The sequence below is a fragment of the Flagellimonas onchidii genome, from assembly GCF_004804315.1.
Classification (GTDB): Bacteria; Bacteroidota; Bacteroidia; order Flavobacteriales; family Flavobacteriaceae; genus Flagellimonas; species Flagellimonas onchidii.
Genome location: NZ_SRXX01000002.1, coordinates 215,653 through 235,539 on the forward strand (window position 1 = coordinate 215,653; position 19,887 = coordinate 235,539).

The following is a 19,887-nucleotide window of genomic DNA, read 5'->3' on the forward strand; positions in this document are numbered from 1 at the left end:
TGTTTTTTTGATGTTATTATCTAGTTGCCTCCTAAGATATAAAATCGAAATAATCGAGCAAAACTTTATCATTTACTGACCTTGGGGTGCATATTTCCAATATAATCGGTTGCCCAGATGGCTCATAAAATTCCTTTAAACAACTTATAAGCTGATTTTCATCCTGTGCTTTTATATATTGGAATTGGTGCATTCTAGCCAAATGTTCTGCGGTAAGTCTATGTTTGGTCTCAAAAAAGTTGGAAAACTCTTCTGTCTCCTCTTTTCCGGGTAAAATTCTGAAAATTCCCCCTCCTGAATTATTAATTAAAATAATTCTGAAATCCGGTCGAGTATAGTTATTCCAAAGTGCATTGCTATCATAAAAAAAGCTCAGATCACCAGTAATCAACAATGTTGGTCTATCAAAAAAAATGGAAGCCCCCATCGCGGTAGAAGTACTTCCGTCTATACCGCTAGTTCCTCTATTGCAATACACTTCCAAAGATGCATTCATCGGAAACAATTGGGCATAACGTACGGTCGAACTATTCGCCAAATGCACTTGATATCCCTCTCGTATGCTCCGCTGGACTCTGCTAAACACCTTGAAATCGGAAAATGGTATTTTGGATAAATATTCTTCTCTTTTCCTCTCATATTCTTTTCTCACACCATTCCAGTTTTCTTGATAGTCGCCATTAACTGTTTCACTATCAAGAATTTTACTGAAAAAAGTATCGGGCTCTATTTTGATATGGTCCGATAGGCAGAAAAAAGTATCGTAAGCTTTTTTATTGTCTATATGCCAATGGGTTTTAGGCTTATATTTTCGTAGAAAGGCTTTTATCTTTTTGGAAACAATCAAACCTCCAAAAGTTACCAAAACATCAGGTTGAAGTTGATTGAACAATTCATCCCGTTTTTCTGATTTTTCAATCGGTGCCACTATACTATCAATACTCGGAAAAAAATCGGGATGATGAATATTGGAAGTTGTTTCGGTAAACACCAACACATTTTTGTCCGAAGCAAGTTTTTCCAAGTTTTCACTATTCACTGCTTCTGGGTAGTTCACACCCACCAAAACCATTTTTCGAGAACTACTGTTCCAAATCTTCTTGAGTTCATCCCAGTTTACCGCAACTTCTTCAGCCTTTTTGGTATATGTAATTTCTTGAACTGAAACCGACGGTTCATCTACCATGTCATACAATGGTTCTTCAAACGGAATATTTATATGGACAGGTGCCCTTTGGTTGGCTAATACACTCAACGCTTGGGCAATTTCCTTTTCGTTATAATTTTGAATTTTTCCTTGAGACTCATCCAGATACCTTGGGTCCAGTTCAGAAATTGCGCTTTGGGAATGGGTTACATCCTGCTTTAAGTTAGCCTCATACCCAATGTGATTTTCAAAAATGTTCTCTTGACGTATGGTTTGACCATCCCCAACATCTATTTTATATTTTGGTCTGTCCGCAGAGATTACTAGAAGCGGTATATCACTGTAAAATGCTTCGGCAACAGCTGGATAATAGTTCAAAAGTGCACTCCCCGACGTGCAAACCACTACTACGGGTTCCCTCAATTGCTGGGCCATACCCATTGCAAAAAAACCTGCACATCGCTCGTCAACAATGCTATAACAATTAAAAAAAGGGTTTTTAGTGAAGCTCAAGGTCAGCGGTGCATTTCTCGAACCTGGTGAAATCACAATATTTTTAATTCCCTTGGATTTAAGATAAAGAACCAATGTTTGCGCTGAGGGAATATTGGAATACATCATGGAAAGCAAAAATACGTTCCAAAAATCTATTCGCCTAAAATCGACGAACAAAAGAATCGTGTAAAATTCTTTTTGGTTAAAGAATGCTGAGCATTGTTTTGCTTTTGTTCTGGGTTTCCACCCATTCACTTTGTGGGTCCGAGGCCATAGTTATTCCTCCACCTACAAAAATTGATGCTTTACCATCCCCTAACTCCATACATCTGAGGTTTACATAGAGTGCTATTTCCTGTTCCCCCCAAAGATTTAACTCGCCCAAATACCCCGTATAATACTTGCGCTGGTAATTTTCGTTTTTCAAAATAAAATCCTTGGCGCTTTCTGTTGGTATTCCGCATACCGCGGGGGTTGGGTGTAATGCCATGATGATTTCCCTTAAATTTGATTCTTTAGACAGCTCTCCCGTAATTTCAGATTTCAAATGCCATAGACTACCTGCCATGACCGATTCTGCCTTACCTACCTCAAAGGATTTTAATTTTGAGTGCAATCGTCCCGCTATATGGTCTGAAACCATTTGTTGTTCTTCCATTTCTTTATCACCCCATAGAGGAAGCTGGTTGTCCACAACCTTTGTTGTAGCCGCCAAAGACATTGTTCGTAGATTATCATCTTTAACCTGTACCAAAGTTTCAGGAGTAGCCCCGCACCACATACCTACCTTAGGGTGATGGAACCAGTAACAAAAGGCATTTGGGTAGCTATTTAAAAGATTGCTGAATATTTTTTGGTGACTCGTGGAAACTTCCGTTTCTATTTTTCTAGAAAGCACCACCTTTTTGAGGTTTCCTTTTTTGATTTCAGTAATCCCTTTTTGCACTAAATCTTGGTGAGCATCCTTATCACTGGAAGTAACCTCTTTCTCAGAAATGCTTGTTTTTGGGGATTTTTCAAATTCTGAAAAAACAATTTTATCGGCTCTCAGTAAAATAGCATCATTCTGAGTGTCGAAAGGAGCAAAAACAAACCCCTTTTCATCAAAACCAAAAGTAAAATTTAAGGAACTATCGTTTTGAAACAATCCAGTTACTCGTTTTTCTCCAGGCTTTCGGTAAAGCACAAAAGGAAGTTCGTCTGTCAGATGCCCAATTACCTCCGTTGCGAGTACATCAAAGCTTTCAATTCTTGGGTAAGGCAATGGTGGTAAGTTTACAATTCGAAATCAAGTTGCCGGACTCGTTGGTTATTTTTATCTCCCAAAGTTGGGTGGTTCTGCCCTTGTGAAGTATAGTTGCTTTGGCAAATACATAGCCTTCTTTAACCCCTTTCACATGGTTTGCGGCTATTTCAATCCCACGGACATAGAATTTGTCAGTATCCAAAAAAATATGAGCTGCAGCACTTCCCACACTTTCCGCCAAGGCAACCGTTGCCCCTCCGTGCAAAACCCCATCCGGCTGGTGTACTTTTGGGGTCACAGGCATTCGGGCAATCAAAAAATCTGCTCCTGCATCGGTATACATAATATCCAAAGTTTCCATCAAGGTATTTTTCGAAATGGAATTACAAACGGATAGTATTTTTTCCTTATCCATGTTCATTTTTCTAATTTTCGTAAAATTACACAAAGCAATCGCAATAACCACTTGCCTTGTTCCCAAACCAACATTATGGAAAAAATTGTATCCTATTCCTCTAAAAATAGCTATCTGACTTTGAATGAGTTAACTGATAAAACCAATTATATCTGGATTGTTTTTCATGGAATCGGTTATCTAAGCAAATATTTTATAAAGTATTTTGAAGGGTTGAATCCAAACGAGAATTATATCATTGCCCCTCAGGCTCCATCCAAATATTATTTAAAAAATGAATATAAATATGTTGGAGCGAGTTGGTTGACCAAAGAAAATACCTCTCTAGAAACTGAAAACGTATTGAATTACTTAGATGCTGTTCTTGAAGCTGAAAATGTTCCGAGCGAATGCAAATTGATTTTGTTCGGCTTTTCACAAGGTGTTTCAATTGCCACAAGATGGATGGTGAAAAGAAAGCTCGACTGCCATATGTTAACTCTTTATGCTGGAGGGATTCCTAACGAATTAACCCAAGAAGATTTTGATTTTATCGATTGGAACACCACTCAAGTCAAGGTGATCTATGGTGAATCGGATTCATTTTTACAAGGTGAAAGATTAACGAAGGAGAAGGATAAATTACAGCTTCTATTCAATGACAATGTTGATATATCCTCTTTCGAAGGTGGTCATGAGATAAAACCTGAAATAATAAACAGTTTAGTTTGAAGAAGATGAAAAATAGTGAAAGAAAGGTCATTCATGTAACCCTGGTGGTTCGAGATTATGATGAAGCTATTGCCTTTTATACTCAAAAACTTGGATTCCGACTCGTAGCGGATATTGATTTGGGCGGAGGAAAAAGATGGGTTCTTGTTTCGCCCAACGAATCAGGTTGCAATATTTTATTAGGTAAGGCTAAAAATCAGAAAGAAAAAGAAGCCATTGGAAATCAAACAGGTGGAAGGGTGTTTCTTTTTTTACATACCACGGATTTCTGGGAGGACTATACCTCCATGAAAGCCAATGGGATTAGTTTTAAGGAAGAACCGCGTGAAGAAGAATACGGTACAGTGGTAGTTTTTGAGGACCTTTACGGAAACTTATGGGACTTACTTCAGCTGAATTAACCCCTATTCATTGGGCTCGTTTGGCAATGGTTCATCTGGGTAATACGTAATTCTGCGTGTAACGTAGCTGTTATCAGGTGTAACTATCTTCTTTATCCAGTTCTTTGCTGGGTTACTATCAAATTGAAATATGTATTCTTTAACAGATTCGGCATTTTCCGATTTGGTGACCACTCTATCAAGCATACCTTCAGAATCATAGAAATTCAGTTTCTTTTCCTCCGATACAAATCCTTTTTTTGTAAAATCATAACCGAATGTCTCTCTTGAGATAAGCTTTCCGTCTGAATCAAAAACCTCTTCAAAAGCAATATTGGGCTCGCCATCGACATATTCTTTGGTTAAAATTGCCTTGTGAATACCTTTCGGGGTCTGTCTATCGGAAGTACGAATGGATTTTTGCATTATTTCATTCAACCAAAAGTTAACCGTATTTTCATCTTTATAGGCGGCATATTCCAAAATCATCTCGTCAACTCCCTCTTCATTTGAAGTAGTTATTTTGGTCAATCGGTCTTCTTCATCAAATTCATATTCCTGCAATTCTAGAAATTCCTTATCATAAGAGATTATTTTTTCTGAAACTCTTTTCGTTGGTAAGGAATCTATTACGTAAAAATTGACCATCGAAGTTGCGGCATCCAATACATTACCTTTATAACTTTCCATGCGTTTCTCAAGTAATTCACCACCTTCATATCTGTAGTATGTAATGTCTTGGTCTGTATCATTATACTGGGTCACCGTCTTGGTCAACAATCCTGTTTCAGCAAACTCAAAAAGTTCACGGCCATAGTCCGTTATCACCAAACACGACTGTACCTTTCCATTAAGGTCAAAATCTTGTACTTTGAATATTTGAACCTCTTGGGAAACCAAGTTCAAAGTTGTTAAAAGAAAAAAAAGTAGTGTGTAGTTTTTTAGCATAAGGTAAAGTTACTTCTTAATCATGCAAAAATGAAAATATTCTAGTTTACACTTGCATAAAATATGCCAACTTAAAATCTACGTTCAGGAACAAACGGTGTGATATCCATTGAAAGCTTTTTTTCAGATACCAATTCGGTTATCAATTTACCAGTTGCGGGTCCTAGACTCCACCCCATCATGGCATGTCCTGTTGCAATAACCAAATTTTTGTATCGTTCGGTTCTTCCGATATAGGGTAGGCCATCTGGAGTTACTGGTCGTAAACCACATTGGGCATTGTTGATATCTTCTTTAGGGATTTTTAATCCGCTATAAAATTTTTGCGCTCCCATAGCGATAGCTTCAACTCGCTCTCTTCGAATTTTATGGTTGATTCCTGAAAATTCCATAGTTCCGGAAAAACGAGTAAACCCATCCATTGGTGTAACCGCCATTTTTGATTCCATCAAGATTGCCGGCATAGATATATTGGTCTGGGATTCCACATTTATTCGATATCCCTTTCCAGCTTGCAAAAGAAGTTTTATTCCCAACTTTTTTGAAAGAGAGGAAGTCCAAGAGCCTGCCGAAAAAACCAACTCATCTGTTTTGTAGCTGCCTTTGTCCGTAATAACTGTTGATATATTATCTCCATTGGATTCAATATCAATCACTTCTTCATTCTTGTGTATAGCAACACCCTGTTTGGATAGAAATTCAATCATTCGTTCCATAAACTGGGTCGGGGTAGAATGTCTGTCGCACTCGTAATGAAAAGCTCCCAAAGCGTTTAGCTCAATGTTAGGTTCCACTTTTCTTAATCCATCAGAATCTAACTCTACTACTTCTAAATCCAGTTCTTTGGCTCTTTTGGCCACATAAGCTTCCTGGTCTCTTGCCTTTTGGGTCTTATAGACCATTAAAAGTCCTTTTTTATCAAAATGGAAGTTCCCCAACTCACCAGAATCCTTGATTCTTTCATACAACGTCCTACTGAGAAGGTTAATATCTCTAATTATGGGCATGGCTTTTTCCACCTTGTTTCTGGTAGAGGATTTTTTGAAATTCCACGCCCATTTTATAAAATCAGCGTTGAGCCTTGGCTTCATATAAAACGGACTGGAAGAATCAAACATGTATTTGATTCCTTTGGAAATCATTCCTGGTGAAGCCAGAGAGGCTATATGACTTGGGGTAATATAACCTGCATTTACATGAGAAGCACCACCGTTCATTCCAGATTTGTCCAACACGGTGACCCTATGACCTTCTTTATGTAAAAAATAAGCAGTAGATAGACCAATAATACCACCGCCAACCACAATCACATTTTTGTTTTTGCTCATGTCATATTACTTGAAAACCATGTGCATAGGGATCGTCGTCCGTGTCTATTGTGATTGTATTTCTACCATAGACCTTGGCCCACCCTTTCACACTAGGAACAATCGCCTCTTCTCCTTTGATTTTGGTTACTTGTTCCACAATGCCAACAAATTTAGAACCTATATAGCTTTCATGGATAAATTCTTCTCCTAATTTTAGTTTCCCTTTGGCATATAATTGTGCCATACGAGCAGAAGTTCCTGTACCGCATGGAGATCGGTCTATTGCCTTATCCCCATAAAACACCGCATTTCTTCCGGATGAGCTTTTGTCCATTGGGGAGCCTGTCCAAAGAATATGGGAAACACGGTTAATATTTGGGTTTTCCGGATGCACAAAAAGCGTGGGGTATTTTTCATTTATCTTCTTTCTTACTTCCCTCGAATACTCGATCAATTCGGATGCGGTAAAATTCTGAAGACCTGGAAAATTGAACTGTGGATCTACTATTGCATAAAAGTTTCCTCCAAAAGCTACATCAAAAACCAACTCTCCTAATATGGACGAGTCAACAGTCAGTCCTTCGGCGGCCAGATAGCTTTTTACATTCGTCAATTTAACCCACTCTACTTTATCGCTTGGTTGATGGTATTCAACTTCCACAAGACCCGCAGGTGTTTCTAGTTTTACCCTACCTTTTTTTTTCGGGATGATGAGCCCTTCTTCAAGAGCAATGGTCATGGTACCAATGGTGCCATGACCACACATGGGCAAACAACCACTGGTTTCTATAAAAAGAACAGCAGTGTCATTTTCAGGATTGTGTGGCGGATAGAGAATGCTTCCGCTCATCATATCATGCCCTCGTGGTTCGAACATGAGGCCAGTTCTAACCCAATCGTATTCTTTCATAAAATGTTGTCGCTTCTCCTCCATGTTGTCCCCTTTAAGTTGGGGGCCACCTTCAACAACAAGCCTAACCGGGTTTCCACAGGTATGGGCATCAATGCATTTAAATACATGTACACTCATTTACGAGACAAGAATTTGAGTTCGTGTTTTCATGCCTTCTACAAGTAATGAAGTCATAATCAAATTATTTTACATCAAAAATAAGTTGTTGGTATTGGTTCAATTCTGCAAAAATTACCTCATATTGGCACTATATTAACCATTACATAAGGTTTAAATACTACATTTGGGTAATTATGAACCAAATGAAAGTACATGCCTTCAAGATCCCCAAGAAACCAGGTGAGGACATTACAGTTCAGTGTGACAAGGGGCCAATATTCTATGATAAACTCCATCAACACGAAGAAATACAGATAAGTATTATAGTTGCTGGAAAAGGGAAACTCATTGTAGGCGGCAATGTAAATTCGTATAAAGAGGGAGACTTTTTTGTGATTGGTGGTGGAATACCCCATCTGTTTAAAAGTATAAATGACGGGTCTGATTCCTATATGATCTCGGTTTACTTTACAAAAAGATTTTTTGAGAATTCTTTTTTTGAACATTCAGAGCCAGCTGAACTACAAAATTTCTTCAATTATGTTGAATCCGGCTTTAAATTAACTTCAAGTGGAACCTACTTGTTAAAGGATATGGAATCCATGGTTACTTCGGGAGGTTTTACAAGACTCATTACATTTTTGCAGTTGCTTAAACAATTGAATGATCTTCCCAAGACCAGACTATCAAATTTTACCTATCCAAAAGAAATTTCTAATGATCATGGTGAAAGGTTACGTTCAGTCTTTGATTTTGTCATGAAGAATTTTGATAAAAAAATAGCACTTGAAACTGTTTCAGAATTGGCCCATATGACCCCAAATGCTTTTTGTCGCTTTTTTAAGCAGCGTACCAACAAAACCTTCTTTGAATTTTTAATTGAAGTCAGGGTCGAGCATGCAAGCCAACTACTTGTACATAACAGAAATCTTCCCATTTCGGAAATAGCTGATTTATCTGGTTTTCACTCTATTTCCAATTTCAATAGAAAGTTTAAGAAAACTAAAGGCATGAGTCCATCAAAATTCGTACAATCAATGGGTTAAATCATGTTTTAGTGTCGGTAACATTGCTTTTGATTCGCTATTTTTGGCAAATTGTTCAATAAACAAGTCTAAATGAGAAAATCACTGCTCTTCATCACGCTTTTGGCCTTGGCGTGCAATACATCCCAAAAAACAGTCAACGGTCAATCCAGTCAAAACATTGCTGCTTCGCCTGATGCCATTGACTATGCAAGTACTATAACCCAAAACGAGCTCAAAGAACATTTGTACACTTATGCTTCAGATGAGTTTGAAGGAAGAGAAACCGGAAAACCCGGGCAAAAAAAGGCGGTTGCCTATTTAAAATCACAGTATGAAGCTTTGGGTATTCCAGCCGCAAAACCTGATGGTGATTATTTGCAAAAAGTACCCTTGGAAATTGCAAGGGTTCCTCAAGGTGATATTTCAATAAATGGTACTGACTTTACTTTAGGTACTGATGTACTTACCTTTTCGGAAGCCATAGGTAGTTTTAATAGCATTGTTTATGTCGGGTATGGTATTGAAACTGATAACTATTCTGATTACAAAGGGCTTGATGTGACTGGAAAGCTTATTCTTGTGAAAGCCGGAGAGCCGATTAATTCTGATGGCACTTATGTTGTTTCCGGAACAGATGAAAAATCTGTTTGGAGCAATATGTCTGAAGCTATCGGAAAAAAATCAGAGTTGGCCGCGAGTAAAGGAGCAATCGGAATCCTATATTTTGATGAACAGAACTTTCCAAGATTCAAAGGTTATTTCGAATTCATGAAAAACAATCGAAGTGGAAAAATGTCCTTAAAGGAAAAGGACCATAACAGTTATCTCATACTACTGGATAAGACTTCCGCTTTGGCCATAAAGGAAGATATTGAAAAAGACAACTCCCCAAAAACGATAGCCACCAACATTGATCTCAACGTACATAGCGCGAATGATCAAATTAGTTCCGAAAATGTTATCGCTCTAATCAAAGGTTCTGAAAAGCCTAATGAATATGTTGTAATATCATCGCACTTAGACCATATCGGGGTTTCCGCTAATGGAGAAATCAACAACGGAGCTGATGATGATGGTTCGGGTAGCGTAGCATTACTAGAAATTGCCGAAGCCTTTAAAAAGGCAGCTGATGAGGGTAAAGGTCCAAAACGGTCTATCGTTTTTTTACACGTTACTGGTGAAGAAAAAGGTCTTTTAGGTTCGAGATATTATACAGATTTTGAGCCAATTTTACCATTGTCCCAAACAGTGGCCAATTTGAACATTGATATGATTGGACGAATTGACCCAAAGCGAAATGGAGATAGGAACTATATTTACCTTATAGGTTCGGACAAGCTGAGTACCGAACTTCATGATTTATCCGAGGAAGTGAACAAGAAATATACCAACATTGAATTGGATTATACATACAATGATGAAAATGATCCCAATCGGTTTTATTATCGGAGTGATCATTACAATTTCGCCAAAAACAACATTCCCATCATATTTTATTTTAACGGAACCCATGCTGATTACCACAGACCTGGGGATACTCCAGATAAGATAAACTATGACCTATTGGAAAATAGAACTCGTTTGGTATTTTATACAGCTTGGGAGGTGGCCAATAGGAAAAACAAAATTGTGGTAGACAAGGCCGGTTGATAAATCACCTTTGTTAAAACAATAAGCCCTCCTTTTGGAGGGCTTATTGTTTTAGGGTGGAAGACCGGGTTCGAACCGGCGACCTCTGGAACCACAATCCAGCGCTCTAACCAGCTGAGCTACAACCACCATTTTAGCGGAGGCAAAAATACTTTTTTTATCAATTCCATCAAAAGAAATTATCGTTTAGATCAAATAATTTGATCCATTAAATAATCCAATGAATACTTCATTGAATTTCAATAGGATAGAAATATACTAATGCAATCCTTCTGGTTAATGTCCCTATTCTCTTTTTAGACCTACGGGAATTGTTGAGCTCCTTTAATCTCAAGATGTCAGTTTTAACATACAAAACACACAAGAATCGTCCATTCACAACATTTAGTTTCTAGGCAAAGCGTCCATTCCTATTTTTAAGCTTCACATATTATGGCCATATGTTACCGATTACCATATTTGGAAAGCCATTACGCATTCCCATAAAAACCTTGGTGCTTTTATGTGCCTTTCTTAGTTCCTATACCTCAAATGCCCAACAAAGCAAAATGGACAGTTTGGTATTTAAGTTAAAGCACTTAGAAACCACAAATCGATTCAATCCACAGGATACCACTCATATAAAGTTACTGGTCAATCTTGCATTTTCCTATCGTTTTATCAATAAAGACAGTGCTTATTCCATTTCAAAAAGAGTTCTCAATCTAAGTGATGAAATCGGTTTTGATTATGGCAAAATAAGTGCTCTTGAGGTTATGGGCAACTATTATTCGGATGAGGGAAACAATCACAAGGCAATGAAAATCTTTAGGGAAGCTCTGCATCTTGCCAATACATTCGAACATAGAGAATCTCAACTTAACCTTATAAACGGTCTCGCACAGGTACATAGTTATGAAGGAAACTATGCAGATGCACTTAATTTATATTTAAAGGGAATAGACCTTGCCAAAAAAACAGACAATAAAGAACTGTTATCTATTCTTAATGAGAATATCGCAACATTATACTCGGATCAAAAAGATTACAAAAATGCACTTGTTTTTTATGACACCGTACAGGCAGTAAACAGGGAATTGGGCGACGAGGTTGTGCATGCCGAGACGCAAAGTAATATGGCTGCCTTATATAAAGATGCCAAGAACTTTGAGTACGCAATGTTCAATATAAACAAGAGTATCTCAACCTTTGAAAAACATAAAATCTATGATTGGTTGGCCTACGCATATGAAGTGAAAGGAAGTATTTACCTGGAACAAAAAAAGTATCAATGGGCACTTTACTGGTATGACCAAAGTAATATGTTACACAAAGAGCACCTTCAAGCCGACCGTGAAAAAATTCAGTTGCTGAATGGAATGGCAAAAGTCTATTTGGGGCTGGAGCGCGATAGCTTGTCAATGGAATACGCCAATGAAGGTTTGAAATTATCCAAAAAGATAAATTCCATCCAAGGACAGATAGACTGCTCAGAGACACTTTACAAACTTCATAAAAGAAGCGAAAACAATGTTGCTGCGCTCACCTATCTGGAATCTTTCAAGAAACTTTCCGATTCGTTGTTCAAGGATAAAAACAAGCAGAGTCTTGCATTACTTGAGACCAAAATGCAATATCAACAAGAAAAAAAACAGCTTATTGCCGCCAATGATATAGCTTTGGCTAAACAAAGAAATTACATCTATTTCGCAATTATTATTCTTTTGATTTTAAGCATAATCATATTGGTTGTCAGAAGAAATGAAAAAACATTGAAGAGATTGAATCAAGAACTTCAAGAGAAATCCGTGGTCGTAAGCGAAAGAGAATCCCAGTTGAACGAGATAAACCGGACCAAGACAAAACTCTTTTCAATTATCGGGCACGATTTGCGAGGTCCAATAGGGGCTCTTCAGGGAATCTTGAAACTATTTACTGATGGTGAAATTGGAAAAGATGAGTTTCTATCTTTTATACCAAAGTTGAAATCTGATGTGGAGAACATTTCGTTCGCCCTAAACAATCTATTGTCTTGGGGGCAAACACAATTGAATGGAGTAGCAACGAAGCCTAAAAGAATTTCTTTGGATAAAATTGTTAGTGCCAATGTTCAACTGCTTTCTGAAGTTGCTGCGGGCAAGTCCATCAAAATTATAAATCAAATGCCCGAAAACCCAATGATTTGGGCAGACCAACATCATATTGACATAGTTGTCAGGAATTTACTGAGCAATGCTATTAAGTTCACTCCTGATAATGGGCTCATTACCATTGAGGCGGAAGAAAAGCGCGATGATTGGCAAGTCATGGTCAGGGATACAGGTATTGGCATGAACAAAGAGATTCAAAAGAAAATCTTCGAAGACACTACCAATATTACTACCTACGGCACCAATAATGAAAAAGGAACTGGACTCGGCTTATCACTTTGTAAAGAGATGATTATTAAAAACAAAGGTGAAATATGGGTAGAAAGCGTGCTGCGCAAAGGAACTACCTTCTTCTTTACGGTTCCAAAAGCCGAGAAAAAATACCAACAGGCCAGTTAATCAAATTAAGCTATCCAAATTGTCCACGGCGACAAAACGTTCTACATTGAAACCTTCCGCATGTTCCACTCCGACCATTCGGCCTAAATCCCTAGCCCTATAATTCACGCTATCAATAAAGTTCTTGCTACTTATGGGAGTTTCCGGCTCGTTACTATTGGGGTCGTAAAATTGTGAGCTATAAGCCATTATGGCTTCTGTTTTTTTATCTATAAATCCAGATACATCAAGAACAAAATCTGGCTTCAAATTTTTCCATTGGATAAAATGATACACCTGCTTGGGACGCCAAGCTTCTTGCCAATTTTCATCGCCTTCCAATTTAGTGTCAATTTTTACCAAGCCACTTAGAAAACAGGCATCACTTACCAGTTTACTTCCTTTAGGGTGGTCTATGTGTCGGTCATCAACAGCATTGCAAAGCACTATTTCTGGACGGTATTTTCGGATGATTTTTATTAGCTCTAACTGATGTTTCTTATCATTTACAAAGAACCCATCGGCAAATTCCATATTTTCACGCACCTCTACTCCCAGAATTTTGGCTGCTTTTGCCGCTTCTGTATCACGAATTTCCGCGAAGCCCCTAGTACCCAATTCTCCTCGAGTCAAATCAACAATACCAACTTTTTTACCTAGAGAAACTTCTTTGGCTATGGTTCCACCTGCTCCAAGCTCTGCGTCATCTGGATGGGCACCAAATACTAAAATGTCTAATTTCATACTTAAACGGGTACAGCTTTTGATTTCACTTTTGCAATGGCCTGCTCAATATCCTTAATTAAATCTTCGATTTCTTCAATTCCTAGTGAGAACCTTATCAAAGAGTTTTTAATTCCTTGTCTCTTTCTATCCTCTGCACTCATAAGCGCATGAGACGTTTTGGTAGGTGAAAGAACGGTACTTTCAATACCTGCCAAACTCATGGAGGGTTTGATTAACCTCAGCTCTTTAAAAAATTGGGAAGCATCAATTTCAGAAGTTAACTCAAATGACAACATACCTCCAAAACCTTTCATCTGTGACTTGGCCAATTCATGCTCTGGATGAGATTCCAGACCTGGATAATATACATTTTCCACATCACCGCAAGAATCTAAGTACTTGGCCAATTTCATGGCATTTTCATTCTGTGCTTTTACACGAATTCCCATTGTTTTGATACTTCGTTCCAAAAGCCAAACAGTATAATCGCTTAAACTCCCTCCAAAACAAATGGCAGTATCAAATATCTTCTCTATATGTAGTTTAGAAGATGCCACTGCTCCTGCGCAAATATCCGAATGTCCTCCCATATATTTGGTGGCACTATGACAAACTACATCAATTCCAAAGTCCGAGGGATTTTGATTTATTGGACTGGCGAAGGTATTGTCAATCATTGACAATATTCCATGTTTTTTGGCTAGATTGGCAATTCCAGTTAAGTCAGTAATGGTCAACAAAGGGTTCGAAGGCGTTTCAATATAGATCACCTTTGTATTGGGCTTGATTTCTTTTTCAAAATCATCGACCTTCCATCCATTGGTGAAAGAATAAGAAATCCCGTATTTTTCCAATTGAGAAACAGCAAAATTATAAGTGCCTCCATAAATTGTTTGTTGAAGCACAACATGATCTCCAGCCTTCAAAAAGGTCATTAAGGCGGTGCTTATGGCCGCCATGCCACTACCAAAAATCAAAGCAGCCTCGGTATGCTCCAAGGCCGCTATCTTTTTGCACAATGCTTCTTGGTTAGGTGTGTTAAAATACCTCGGGTATCGTTTAACATCAACATCTTCGAATGCATAGGAAGTACTCATATATAAAGGTGATACAGCTCCTTTATAGATAGTGTCCTCAACTTCACCCACGTGCGTGCAAACAGTATTTGTTCCTTTTTTATTAAGGCTCATATCGCCAAATTTTTAAGCTAAAGATACGAAACCACTTATACTTGAACCCGTTTCCAGTTTCCTTTTTTAAACCATATAATGGCTATTACCGCAAGTAAGACCTCTGCAGTGGTTATGGCTATAAAAACACCCATTGCTCCCCAGCCCAAAATCAAAGCGGAAACATATGCTACCGGTAATTGAAACAACCAAAATGAAATGAAATTTATCTTGGTCGGTGTCTTCGTATCACCAGCTCCATTAAATGCCTGTGAAACTACCATTCCATAAGCATAGAAGACATAGCCCGCAGCAATTATCTGTAAACATAATGCTCCATTCTCCACAACACTTGGGGTAGTATTGAACCAAGAAACGATGGTCTTGGCAAAGAAAAGATATACCAAGGATACCAATCCCATAAAGTAGGCATTGTACTTTCCCGTTTTCCAAACTGAAACCTCCGCCCTATCTGGCTTTTGAGCTCCAAGGTTTTGCCCCACAAGTGTTGCTGCTGCATTACTCATGCCCCATGAAGGCATTAAAGTGAACATCATTACCCGAATGGCTATGGTGTATCCCGCTAAGACCTCGCTTCCGAATTCGGACATGATTCTCATCAAAAACACCCAACTTGATGTTCCTATTAAGAATTGTGCAATGCCCCCTAGCGAAACTTTTACAAGATTGACCATTACCTCTATGTTCACCATGAGGTCCTTAATGGCAAGTTTAATTTTACTCCATCCAAAAAATAGGATTCCCAATTGAAACAGCACTGCTGTTCCCCTTCCAATATTGGTTGCTATGGCAGCTCCCATTACTCCATACTCTGGGACGGGCCCCCATCCAAAAATGAATATGGGATCAAGAATTATATTCAAGCTATTTGATAGCACCAATGTCCACATGGCAATGGAAGCGTCGCCCGCTCCTCTAAATATGGCATTGATCAAGAACAGTAACATGATGGTAATGTTTCCGCCTATCAACAGTTTGGTATAACCGTAACCTTCTTCGATAAGATCAGGCTCTCCTCCCATCAAGGCCAGGATTTCCTTAGCATAAAGAATTCCCACGATTCCCAAAATAATAGAAATCAAAATCCCAAGACCTATCGCTTGAACAGCTGCCGTTCTTGCTCCTTGAATATCTTTTTCCCCTACACGTCGTGCAACCACCGCTGTAGCTGCCATACTCAAACCTATGGCCAATGCATATATAAGGGTGATTACAGATTCTGTTAAACCAATGGTAGCTACCGCATTCACACTAACTCTGGAAACATAGGCAATGTCTACTAATGCGAATATAGATTCCATTAGCATTTCCAGAATCATTGGAATGGAAAGCATAAAAATGGCCTTTCGAATGCTTCCAGAAGTAAATTCGGTTTCTTTTCCGGTTACAGCAATCCAGAAATAATTAAGGAGTTTTTTAAAAGTATGTGTGTTAGATTTTGTCATTTTTAAAGAATTATGTGTAAGAAAAAAGAGAAAATGTCACGAATCCGAAAAAGAGTTTTCGGTTACTTTTTGGGCCTAAAGCCCATGGTGACATCTATTGCGTACATAATTCTTATAGCTTCATGATGAAGCAAATATGGGATTTTTTTTTGAAGTAAGAAATTTCCAATCAATTATTTAACATAGTTGACGCGGTATCGCCATAGACTTATTCCTCCCAAAATAAAAACTCCAAGTACTGTATACCATACGAAAGTAGGTGTGATTACCTGATCTCCACTAGCATAACTATGTAATCCTGATAAATAAAAATTGACTCCAAAATAGGTCATCATGATACTTGCAAATGCAATAATACTTGCAAAGTTATACAACCAAAAGCTACGAAGTCCTGGAACCAAACGCATATGAAGTACAAAAGCATAAACCATGACAGAAATCAGGGCCCAAGTTTCCTTAGGATCCCAGCCCCAATATCGACCCCAACTTTCATTAGCCCATTGGCCACCAAGAAATGTTCCTATGACCAACATTACCAAACCGGCCGTTAATGCCAATTCGTTCACTATGGTCAATTCTTTTAAACTAAGGTGAATACGTTTTTTGTTCTTTTTGGTTGTAAATGTGATCAGTAAAAGTGAAATTACACCTAAAATCATTGCTACTCCTAAGGGCCCATAGCTTCCAACGATTACCGCCGTATGAATCATTAACCAGTAACTGTCCAAAACTGGAACAAGATTAGAAATTGCCGGATCTACCCAATTCCAATTGGCTATCATCAAAAATAACGAGGCAACAAAAGCGGTAGCAGCTATGGTCAACTGGCTTTTAAGGCCCAAGGCCAACCCTACGCCCATTGCCGCCCAAGCCAAAAATACAATACTCTCATAAGCATCACTCCACGGCGCATGTCCAGAAATGTACCAGCGCATAATCAGTCCTACCGTATGCCATATAAAGAATAAAACAATGGTTCCCTTTAAAAGATACGCAGCAGCTTTGTATATCTCTCTTTCTTTAAAAATCTGAAGTATTAAAACAATAAATAACAATACTCCAACCAAGCCATAATACCTATATAGACGGTTAAAAATGTCCAGTTTGTTATATAAAATCTCCGTTTTTATCCTTTTTTCATCGGGTAGCACCTCAATACCATGGTTCTTTTGATTTTGTTTAAAAGCCTCCAACAATTTTTCTGGCTCCGAATAGTCATTTGATTTTATGGCAGCTCTCAAAGTGCTCAAATAATATGGCATTGCATTTTTAATGAAATTGGCGTACAACGAATCAGAAACATGATATTGTCCCGAACGAAACTCCACTGCCGAAATCCATTTGTTGTTTTCATCATTTAGCAACGGAAAAATTTTAAGTATGCTCCCATTAAGAGCCTGATCAAGTAGTCCTAATCGTTCATGTATTTTGATGAAATCTTTTTGAAACTTACTTGGATTATTCGTTATAGTGGCATCTTTCAAATAGGTTCTCAACTTGTATCCGCCTTCAGGAGTAAAAAGATCTGTGGCCTTAATATATTTCTGACTTTTGGGTACGCCTATTATTTCCCTAATACTATCATTTTCTCTTTTAGCGATTGCAATAAATTCGGTGTTGTACCAAACCCCAGGGTTCATCATCATAGACATAAATACCTGATTGGCGGTAAGGCCTTCATAAGTGTTTTTTTCGCTCAACTTTCGCAAAACTTCCGAAGCGAATGTATGCACAGGTTTCATTCGACCTCCCTCATCTTGAATCACTAGAGCTCCAAATTTTTCTGCATGCTCCTCGGACACAATACTTGATTTGATAATGGAATCTATTTGCGCTTTCGTTGGTGCATTAGCATGTCCATGTTCATCATTATTTACCGCTTGTCCAAATGATAAATTTGTAGCAAAAAGAATAGCCGCTGCAGACAAAGCAGCTTTTTTTGCCTTTATCTTTTTAAGCGCTTGTTGCAACTCTCTAAAACGAGTCTTTCCGAAGAACATGATGCCCATTAAACCGATATACAAAAGAAAATAACCTATATAGGTAATCCATGTACCCCAAAAATCATGGTTAACTGAAAGAACGGTTCCCTTTTCATCGGGATGGAAACTGGATTGGAAGAACCGATATCCCTTGTGGTCCAATATATGGTTCATGTAAATATCATAATCGAACGGGCGTTTGTCATCAACGGTAATCTTGCTCATAAAAGAAGCATAGCCAGTTTCGGTACCTGGATATTTTTCAGCTATAAAATCATTTAACTTGATGCCAAAAGGCAGTTCATACGTTTTGGACCCATAGCTGAGTGAAAAATCTAAATCACCGACCTTGAACTTTTCGGAAAAATTGGAGTTGAATTTTTCACCAATAAGCTTTTTTTGAACCGTTTGACCATTGCTGGTTATTGAAACGGTCAATGTATCCATGATACCATCTTTGGGTTTCGGTTCTGATGACGGTCTATCTACATATTTGCCTCTAGTCAAGGGTGTAGGAACCACAAATTGTGTTCCCGCCATGGTATATAAAGATCTTAACTGGAATGATTGAAGACTATCTTTAATCACTTCACCCCTAAATTGATCTGCCATACGCATAAAGTTTCCGTCAAACGGAGTATCAATCTGGTAAGAACCATCGTCTGAAGTAACAATATTGATGGCGCCATCAGTTTTTTTATTGACAGCGAATAAAAGGTTGTGAATATTGACCACGGTACCGTTTTCGACATGGTGTTCATGACGTTGCCCATCTCCTGCTTCAACAATTGTCAAATATTCTTTCCCAGCCTCATCCGGAACCCATTGCTTTTCGGAACCATATGCGAAATCCACGTAGTCAATGGTAAATGGTGTGCCGTTAAAATCTGATTTCCATGGAAGAGAAGATTTTATGCCCTCGGTGGTTACAATCAAATCATCTTCCAATACCCTGCGTTTAACCTCTCCATTGATTTCCCCATCGATAAAAGCGGTCAAGTATGTTTTATCTGAATAAAAACGGCTCTCAGTGCTGCCCTCGCGAATGGGCATCACACCCTCATAACTAATATAACGGGTAACGAAAGCCCCTGCAATAATCAAGACCCAAGATAAGTGCAGTACTAGTACGGGCCACTTTTCCCATCGTAACAATCGATATCTGAAAATGTTCCCAATAAAATTTATCATAAAAAACACCATAATGACTTCAAACCATGTGGTGTTATAGATGTAAATACGCGCAGTTTCTGTACTGTACCAGTTCTCTATAAATGTTCCGAAGGCCATCGCAATTGCTAGGACCAAAAAAAGAACAGCCATTAATCGGGTTGAGAACAGAATTTTGGAAAGTTTGTCCAGCATAATAGGAGAGCGTGTCTAATTAAAAGGCCACAAAGGTAGTTACTAAATGCTTAAAATCCATACAATACTGTAATCTCCAAGGTCTTTTATCACGAAAAGGACAAAACCTTTTCTGCATTGAACAAATGAAGTTTACAAAGGGAATCCTTTACAGAAAAAATGTCCCCCTGAGAGTACCATCTTTATTCCAAATATTCTCACGGGGGACCACTAATAAGACACTAGTTTCCTATTTCATAGCCAAAAGTCAAAGTATCTTCTCTGTTTTACAAGGCATTCAAATAAGCCTTTAATCATTCTTCTGCATTGAATTTAACCTTGGCAGGAAGT

15 protein-coding genes and 1 tRNA gene are annotated in these 19,887 nt (G+C 38.3%); 5 read left to right on the forward strand and 11 right to left on the reverse strand.

Annotation, left to right across the window (positions count from 1 at the left end; genetic code table 11):
* Nucleotides 1-31: 31 nt before the first annotated feature.
* The 3 genes from menD to E4661_RS03055 all read right to left on the reverse strand — a co-directional run bounded on the left by menD (nucleotide 32) and on the right by E4661_RS03055 (nucleotide 3,309).
* Nucleotides 32-1,768 carry a 2-succinyl-5-enolpyruvyl-6-hydroxy-3-cyclohexene-1-carboxylic-acid synthase gene (gene menD / locus E4661_RS03045; RefSeq protein ID WP_136465344.1) on the reverse strand — a complete coding sequence of 579 codons (1,737 nt, stop codon included), beginning with the start codon at nucleotides 1,766-1,768 and terminating at the stop codon, nucleotides 32-34.
* A 76-nt stretch (nucleotides 1,769-1,844) separates the two neighbouring features.
* Nucleotides 1,845-2,906 (reverse strand): chorismate-binding protein, encoded by a 1,062-nt coding sequence (locus tag E4661_RS03050; RefSeq protein WP_240751399.1) that lies wholly within the window; start codon nucleotides 2,904-2,906, stop codon nucleotides 1,845-1,847.
* Entirely contained in the window at nucleotides 2,887-3,309 is a 423-nt protein-coding gene (locus tag E4661_RS03055; RefSeq protein WP_136465345.1) for a PaaI family thioesterase, read from the reverse strand. Before E4661_RS03055 ends, E4661_RS03050 begins: the two co-directional genes overlap by 20 nt.
* A 69-nt stretch (nucleotides 3,310-3,378) precedes the next feature.
* Between E4661_RS03055 and E4661_RS03060 the strand changes: the two genes are divergently transcribed.
* Together E4661_RS03060 and E4661_RS03065 are read left to right on the forward strand one after the other, a co-directional pair.
* The gene (locus tag E4661_RS03060; protein ID WP_136465346.1) at nucleotides 3,379-4,014 is read left to right on the forward strand and encodes an alpha/beta hydrolase; all 636 of its coding nucleotides are present in this window, start codon (nucleotides 3,379-3,381) and stop codon (nucleotides 4,012-4,014) included.
* A 5-nt stretch (nucleotides 4,015-4,019) separates the two neighbouring features.
* Nucleotides 4,020-4,415, forward strand: a complete 396-nt coding sequence (locus tag E4661_RS03065; protein ID WP_136465347.1) for a VOC family protein — start codon at nucleotides 4,020-4,022, stop codon at nucleotides 4,413-4,415.
* A 3-nt stretch (nucleotides 4,416-4,418) separates the two neighbouring features.
* Here E4661_RS03065 and E4661_RS03070 read toward each other — a convergent pair whose 3' ends face one another.
* From E4661_RS03070 to E4661_RS03080, 3 genes are all read right to left on the reverse strand, one after another.
* Complete coding sequence (locus tag E4661_RS03070) at nucleotides 4,419-5,342, reverse strand: hypothetical protein (RefSeq protein WP_136465348.1); 924 nt, start codon at nucleotides 5,340-5,342, stop codon at nucleotides 4,419-4,421.
* Nucleotides 5,343-5,413: 71 nt separating this feature from the next.
* Complete coding sequence (locus tag E4661_RS03075) at nucleotides 5,414-6,670, reverse strand: NAD(P)/FAD-dependent oxidoreductase (RefSeq protein WP_136465349.1); 1,257 nt, start codon at nucleotides 6,668-6,670, stop codon at nucleotides 5,414-5,416.
* 1 nt (nucleotide 6,671) lies between these two features.
* Nucleotides 6,672-7,682 (reverse strand): 4-hydroxyproline epimerase, encoded by a 1,011-nt coding sequence (locus tag E4661_RS03080; protein WP_136465350.1) that lies wholly within the window; start codon nucleotides 7,680-7,682, stop codon nucleotides 6,672-6,674.
* A gap of 185 nt (nucleotides 7,683-7,867) precedes the next feature.
* On the opposite strand from E4661_RS03080, the gene E4661_RS03085 reads away from it, so the two are divergent.
* The gene (locus tag E4661_RS03085) at nucleotides 7,868-8,710 is read left to right on the forward strand and encodes an AraC family transcriptional regulator (RefSeq protein ID WP_136465351.1); all 843 of its coding nucleotides are present in this window, start codon (nucleotides 7,868-7,870) and stop codon (nucleotides 8,708-8,710) included.
* Between the two features lie 72 nt (nucleotides 8,711-8,782).
* Entirely contained in the window at nucleotides 8,783-10,342 is a 1,560-nt protein-coding gene (locus tag E4661_RS03090; protein WP_136465352.1) for a M28 family peptidase, read from the forward strand.
* Nucleotides 10,343-10,396: 54 nt separating this feature from the next.
* Here E4661_RS03090 and E4661_RS03095 read toward each other — a convergent pair.
* Nucleotides 10,397-10,472, reverse strand: a tRNA-His gene (locus E4661_RS03095).
* Between the two features lie 310 nt (nucleotides 10,473-10,782).
* On the opposite strand from E4661_RS03095, the gene E4661_RS03100 reads away from it, so the two are divergent.
* A complete protein-coding gene (locus tag E4661_RS03100; RefSeq protein ID WP_136465353.1) occupies nucleotides 10,783-12,870 on the forward strand; it encodes a tetratricopeptide repeat-containing sensor histidine kinase in 2,088 nt (695 codons plus the stop codon).
* Here E4661_RS03100 and bshB1 read toward each other — a convergent pair whose 3' ends face one another.
* The 4 genes from bshB1 to E4661_RS03120 form a co-directional block, all read right to left on the reverse strand.
* On the reverse strand, nucleotides 12,871-13,593 hold the full coding sequence (gene bshB1 / locus E4661_RS03105) for a bacillithiol biosynthesis deacetylase BshB1 (RefSeq protein ID WP_136465354.1): 723 nt from the start codon (nucleotides 13,591-13,593) through the stop codon (nucleotides 12,871-12,873). It lies immediately after the preceding gene.
* 2 nt (nucleotides 13,594-13,595) lie between these two features.
* Nucleotides 13,596-14,765 carry a trans-sulfuration enzyme family protein gene (locus E4661_RS03110; RefSeq protein WP_136465355.1) on the reverse strand — a complete coding sequence of 390 codons (1,170 nt, stop codon included), beginning with the start codon at nucleotides 14,763-14,765 and terminating at the stop codon, nucleotides 13,596-13,598.
* A 35-nt stretch (nucleotides 14,766-14,800) separates the two neighbouring features.
* Entirely contained in the window at nucleotides 14,801-16,210 is a 1,410-nt protein-coding gene (locus tag E4661_RS03115; RefSeq protein WP_136465356.1) for an MATE family efflux transporter, read from the reverse strand.
* A gap of 173 nt (nucleotides 16,211-16,383) precedes the next feature.
* Entirely contained in the window at nucleotides 16,384-19,557 is a 3,174-nt protein-coding gene (locus E4661_RS03120) for a cytochrome c biogenesis protein CcsA (protein WP_136465357.1), read from the reverse strand.
* Nucleotides 19,558-19,887 lie beyond the last annotated feature (330 nt).

Excerpts from the sequence above, each read along its gene's own strand:
- E4661_RS03085 (WP_136465351.1), top strand. The coding sequence starts at position 7,868 with ATGAAAGTACATGCCTTCAAGATCCCCAAGAAACCAGGTGAGGACATT.
- bshB1 (WP_136465354.1), bottom strand. The coding sequence starts at position 13,593 with ATGAAATTAGACATTTTAGTATTTGGTGCCCATCCAGATGACGCAGAG.
- E4661_RS03055 (WP_136465345.1), bottom strand. The coding sequence starts at position 3,309 with ATGAACATGGATAAGGAAAAAATACTATCCGTTTGTAATTCCATTTCG.
- E4661_RS03120 (WP_136465357.1), bottom strand. The coding sequence starts at position 19,557 with ATGCTGGACAAACTTTCCAAAATTCTGTTCTCAACCCGATTAATGGCT.
- E4661_RS03115 (WP_136465356.1), bottom strand. The coding sequence starts at position 16,210 with ATGACAAAATCTAACACACATACTTTTAAAAAACTCCTTAATTATTTC.
- E4661_RS03080 (WP_136465350.1), bottom strand. The coding sequence starts at position 7,682 with ATGAGTGTACATGTATTTAAATGCATTGATGCCCATACCTGTGGAAAC.
- E4661_RS03075 (WP_136465349.1), bottom strand. The coding sequence starts at position 6,670 with ATGAGCAAAAACAAAAATGTGATTGTGGTTGGCGGTGGTATTATTGGT.
- E4661_RS03060 (WP_136465346.1), top strand. The coding sequence starts at position 3,379 with ATGGAAAAAATTGTATCCTATTCCTCTAAAAATAGCTATCTGACTTTG.
- E4661_RS03110 (WP_136465355.1), bottom strand. The coding sequence starts at position 14,765 with ATGAGCCTTAATAAAAAAGGAACAAATACTGTTTGCACGCACGTGGGT.
- E4661_RS03090 (WP_136465352.1), top strand. The coding sequence starts at position 8,783 with ATGAGAAAATCACTGCTCTTCATCACGCTTTTGGCCTTGGCGTGCAAT.
- menD (WP_136465344.1), bottom strand. The coding sequence starts at position 1,768 with ATGATGTATTCCAATATTCCCTCAGCGCAAACATTGGTTCTTTATCTT.
- E4661_RS03100 (WP_136465353.1), top strand. The coding sequence starts at position 10,783 with ATGTTACCGATTACCATATTTGGAAAGCCATTACGCATTCCCATAAAA.
- E4661_RS03070 (WP_136465348.1), bottom strand. The coding sequence starts at position 5,342 with ATGCTAAAAAACTACACACTACTTTTTTTTCTTTTAACAACTTTGAAC.
- E4661_RS03065 (WP_136465347.1), top strand. The coding sequence starts at position 4,020 with ATGAAAAATAGTGAAAGAAAGGTCATTCATGTAACCCTGGTGGTTCGA.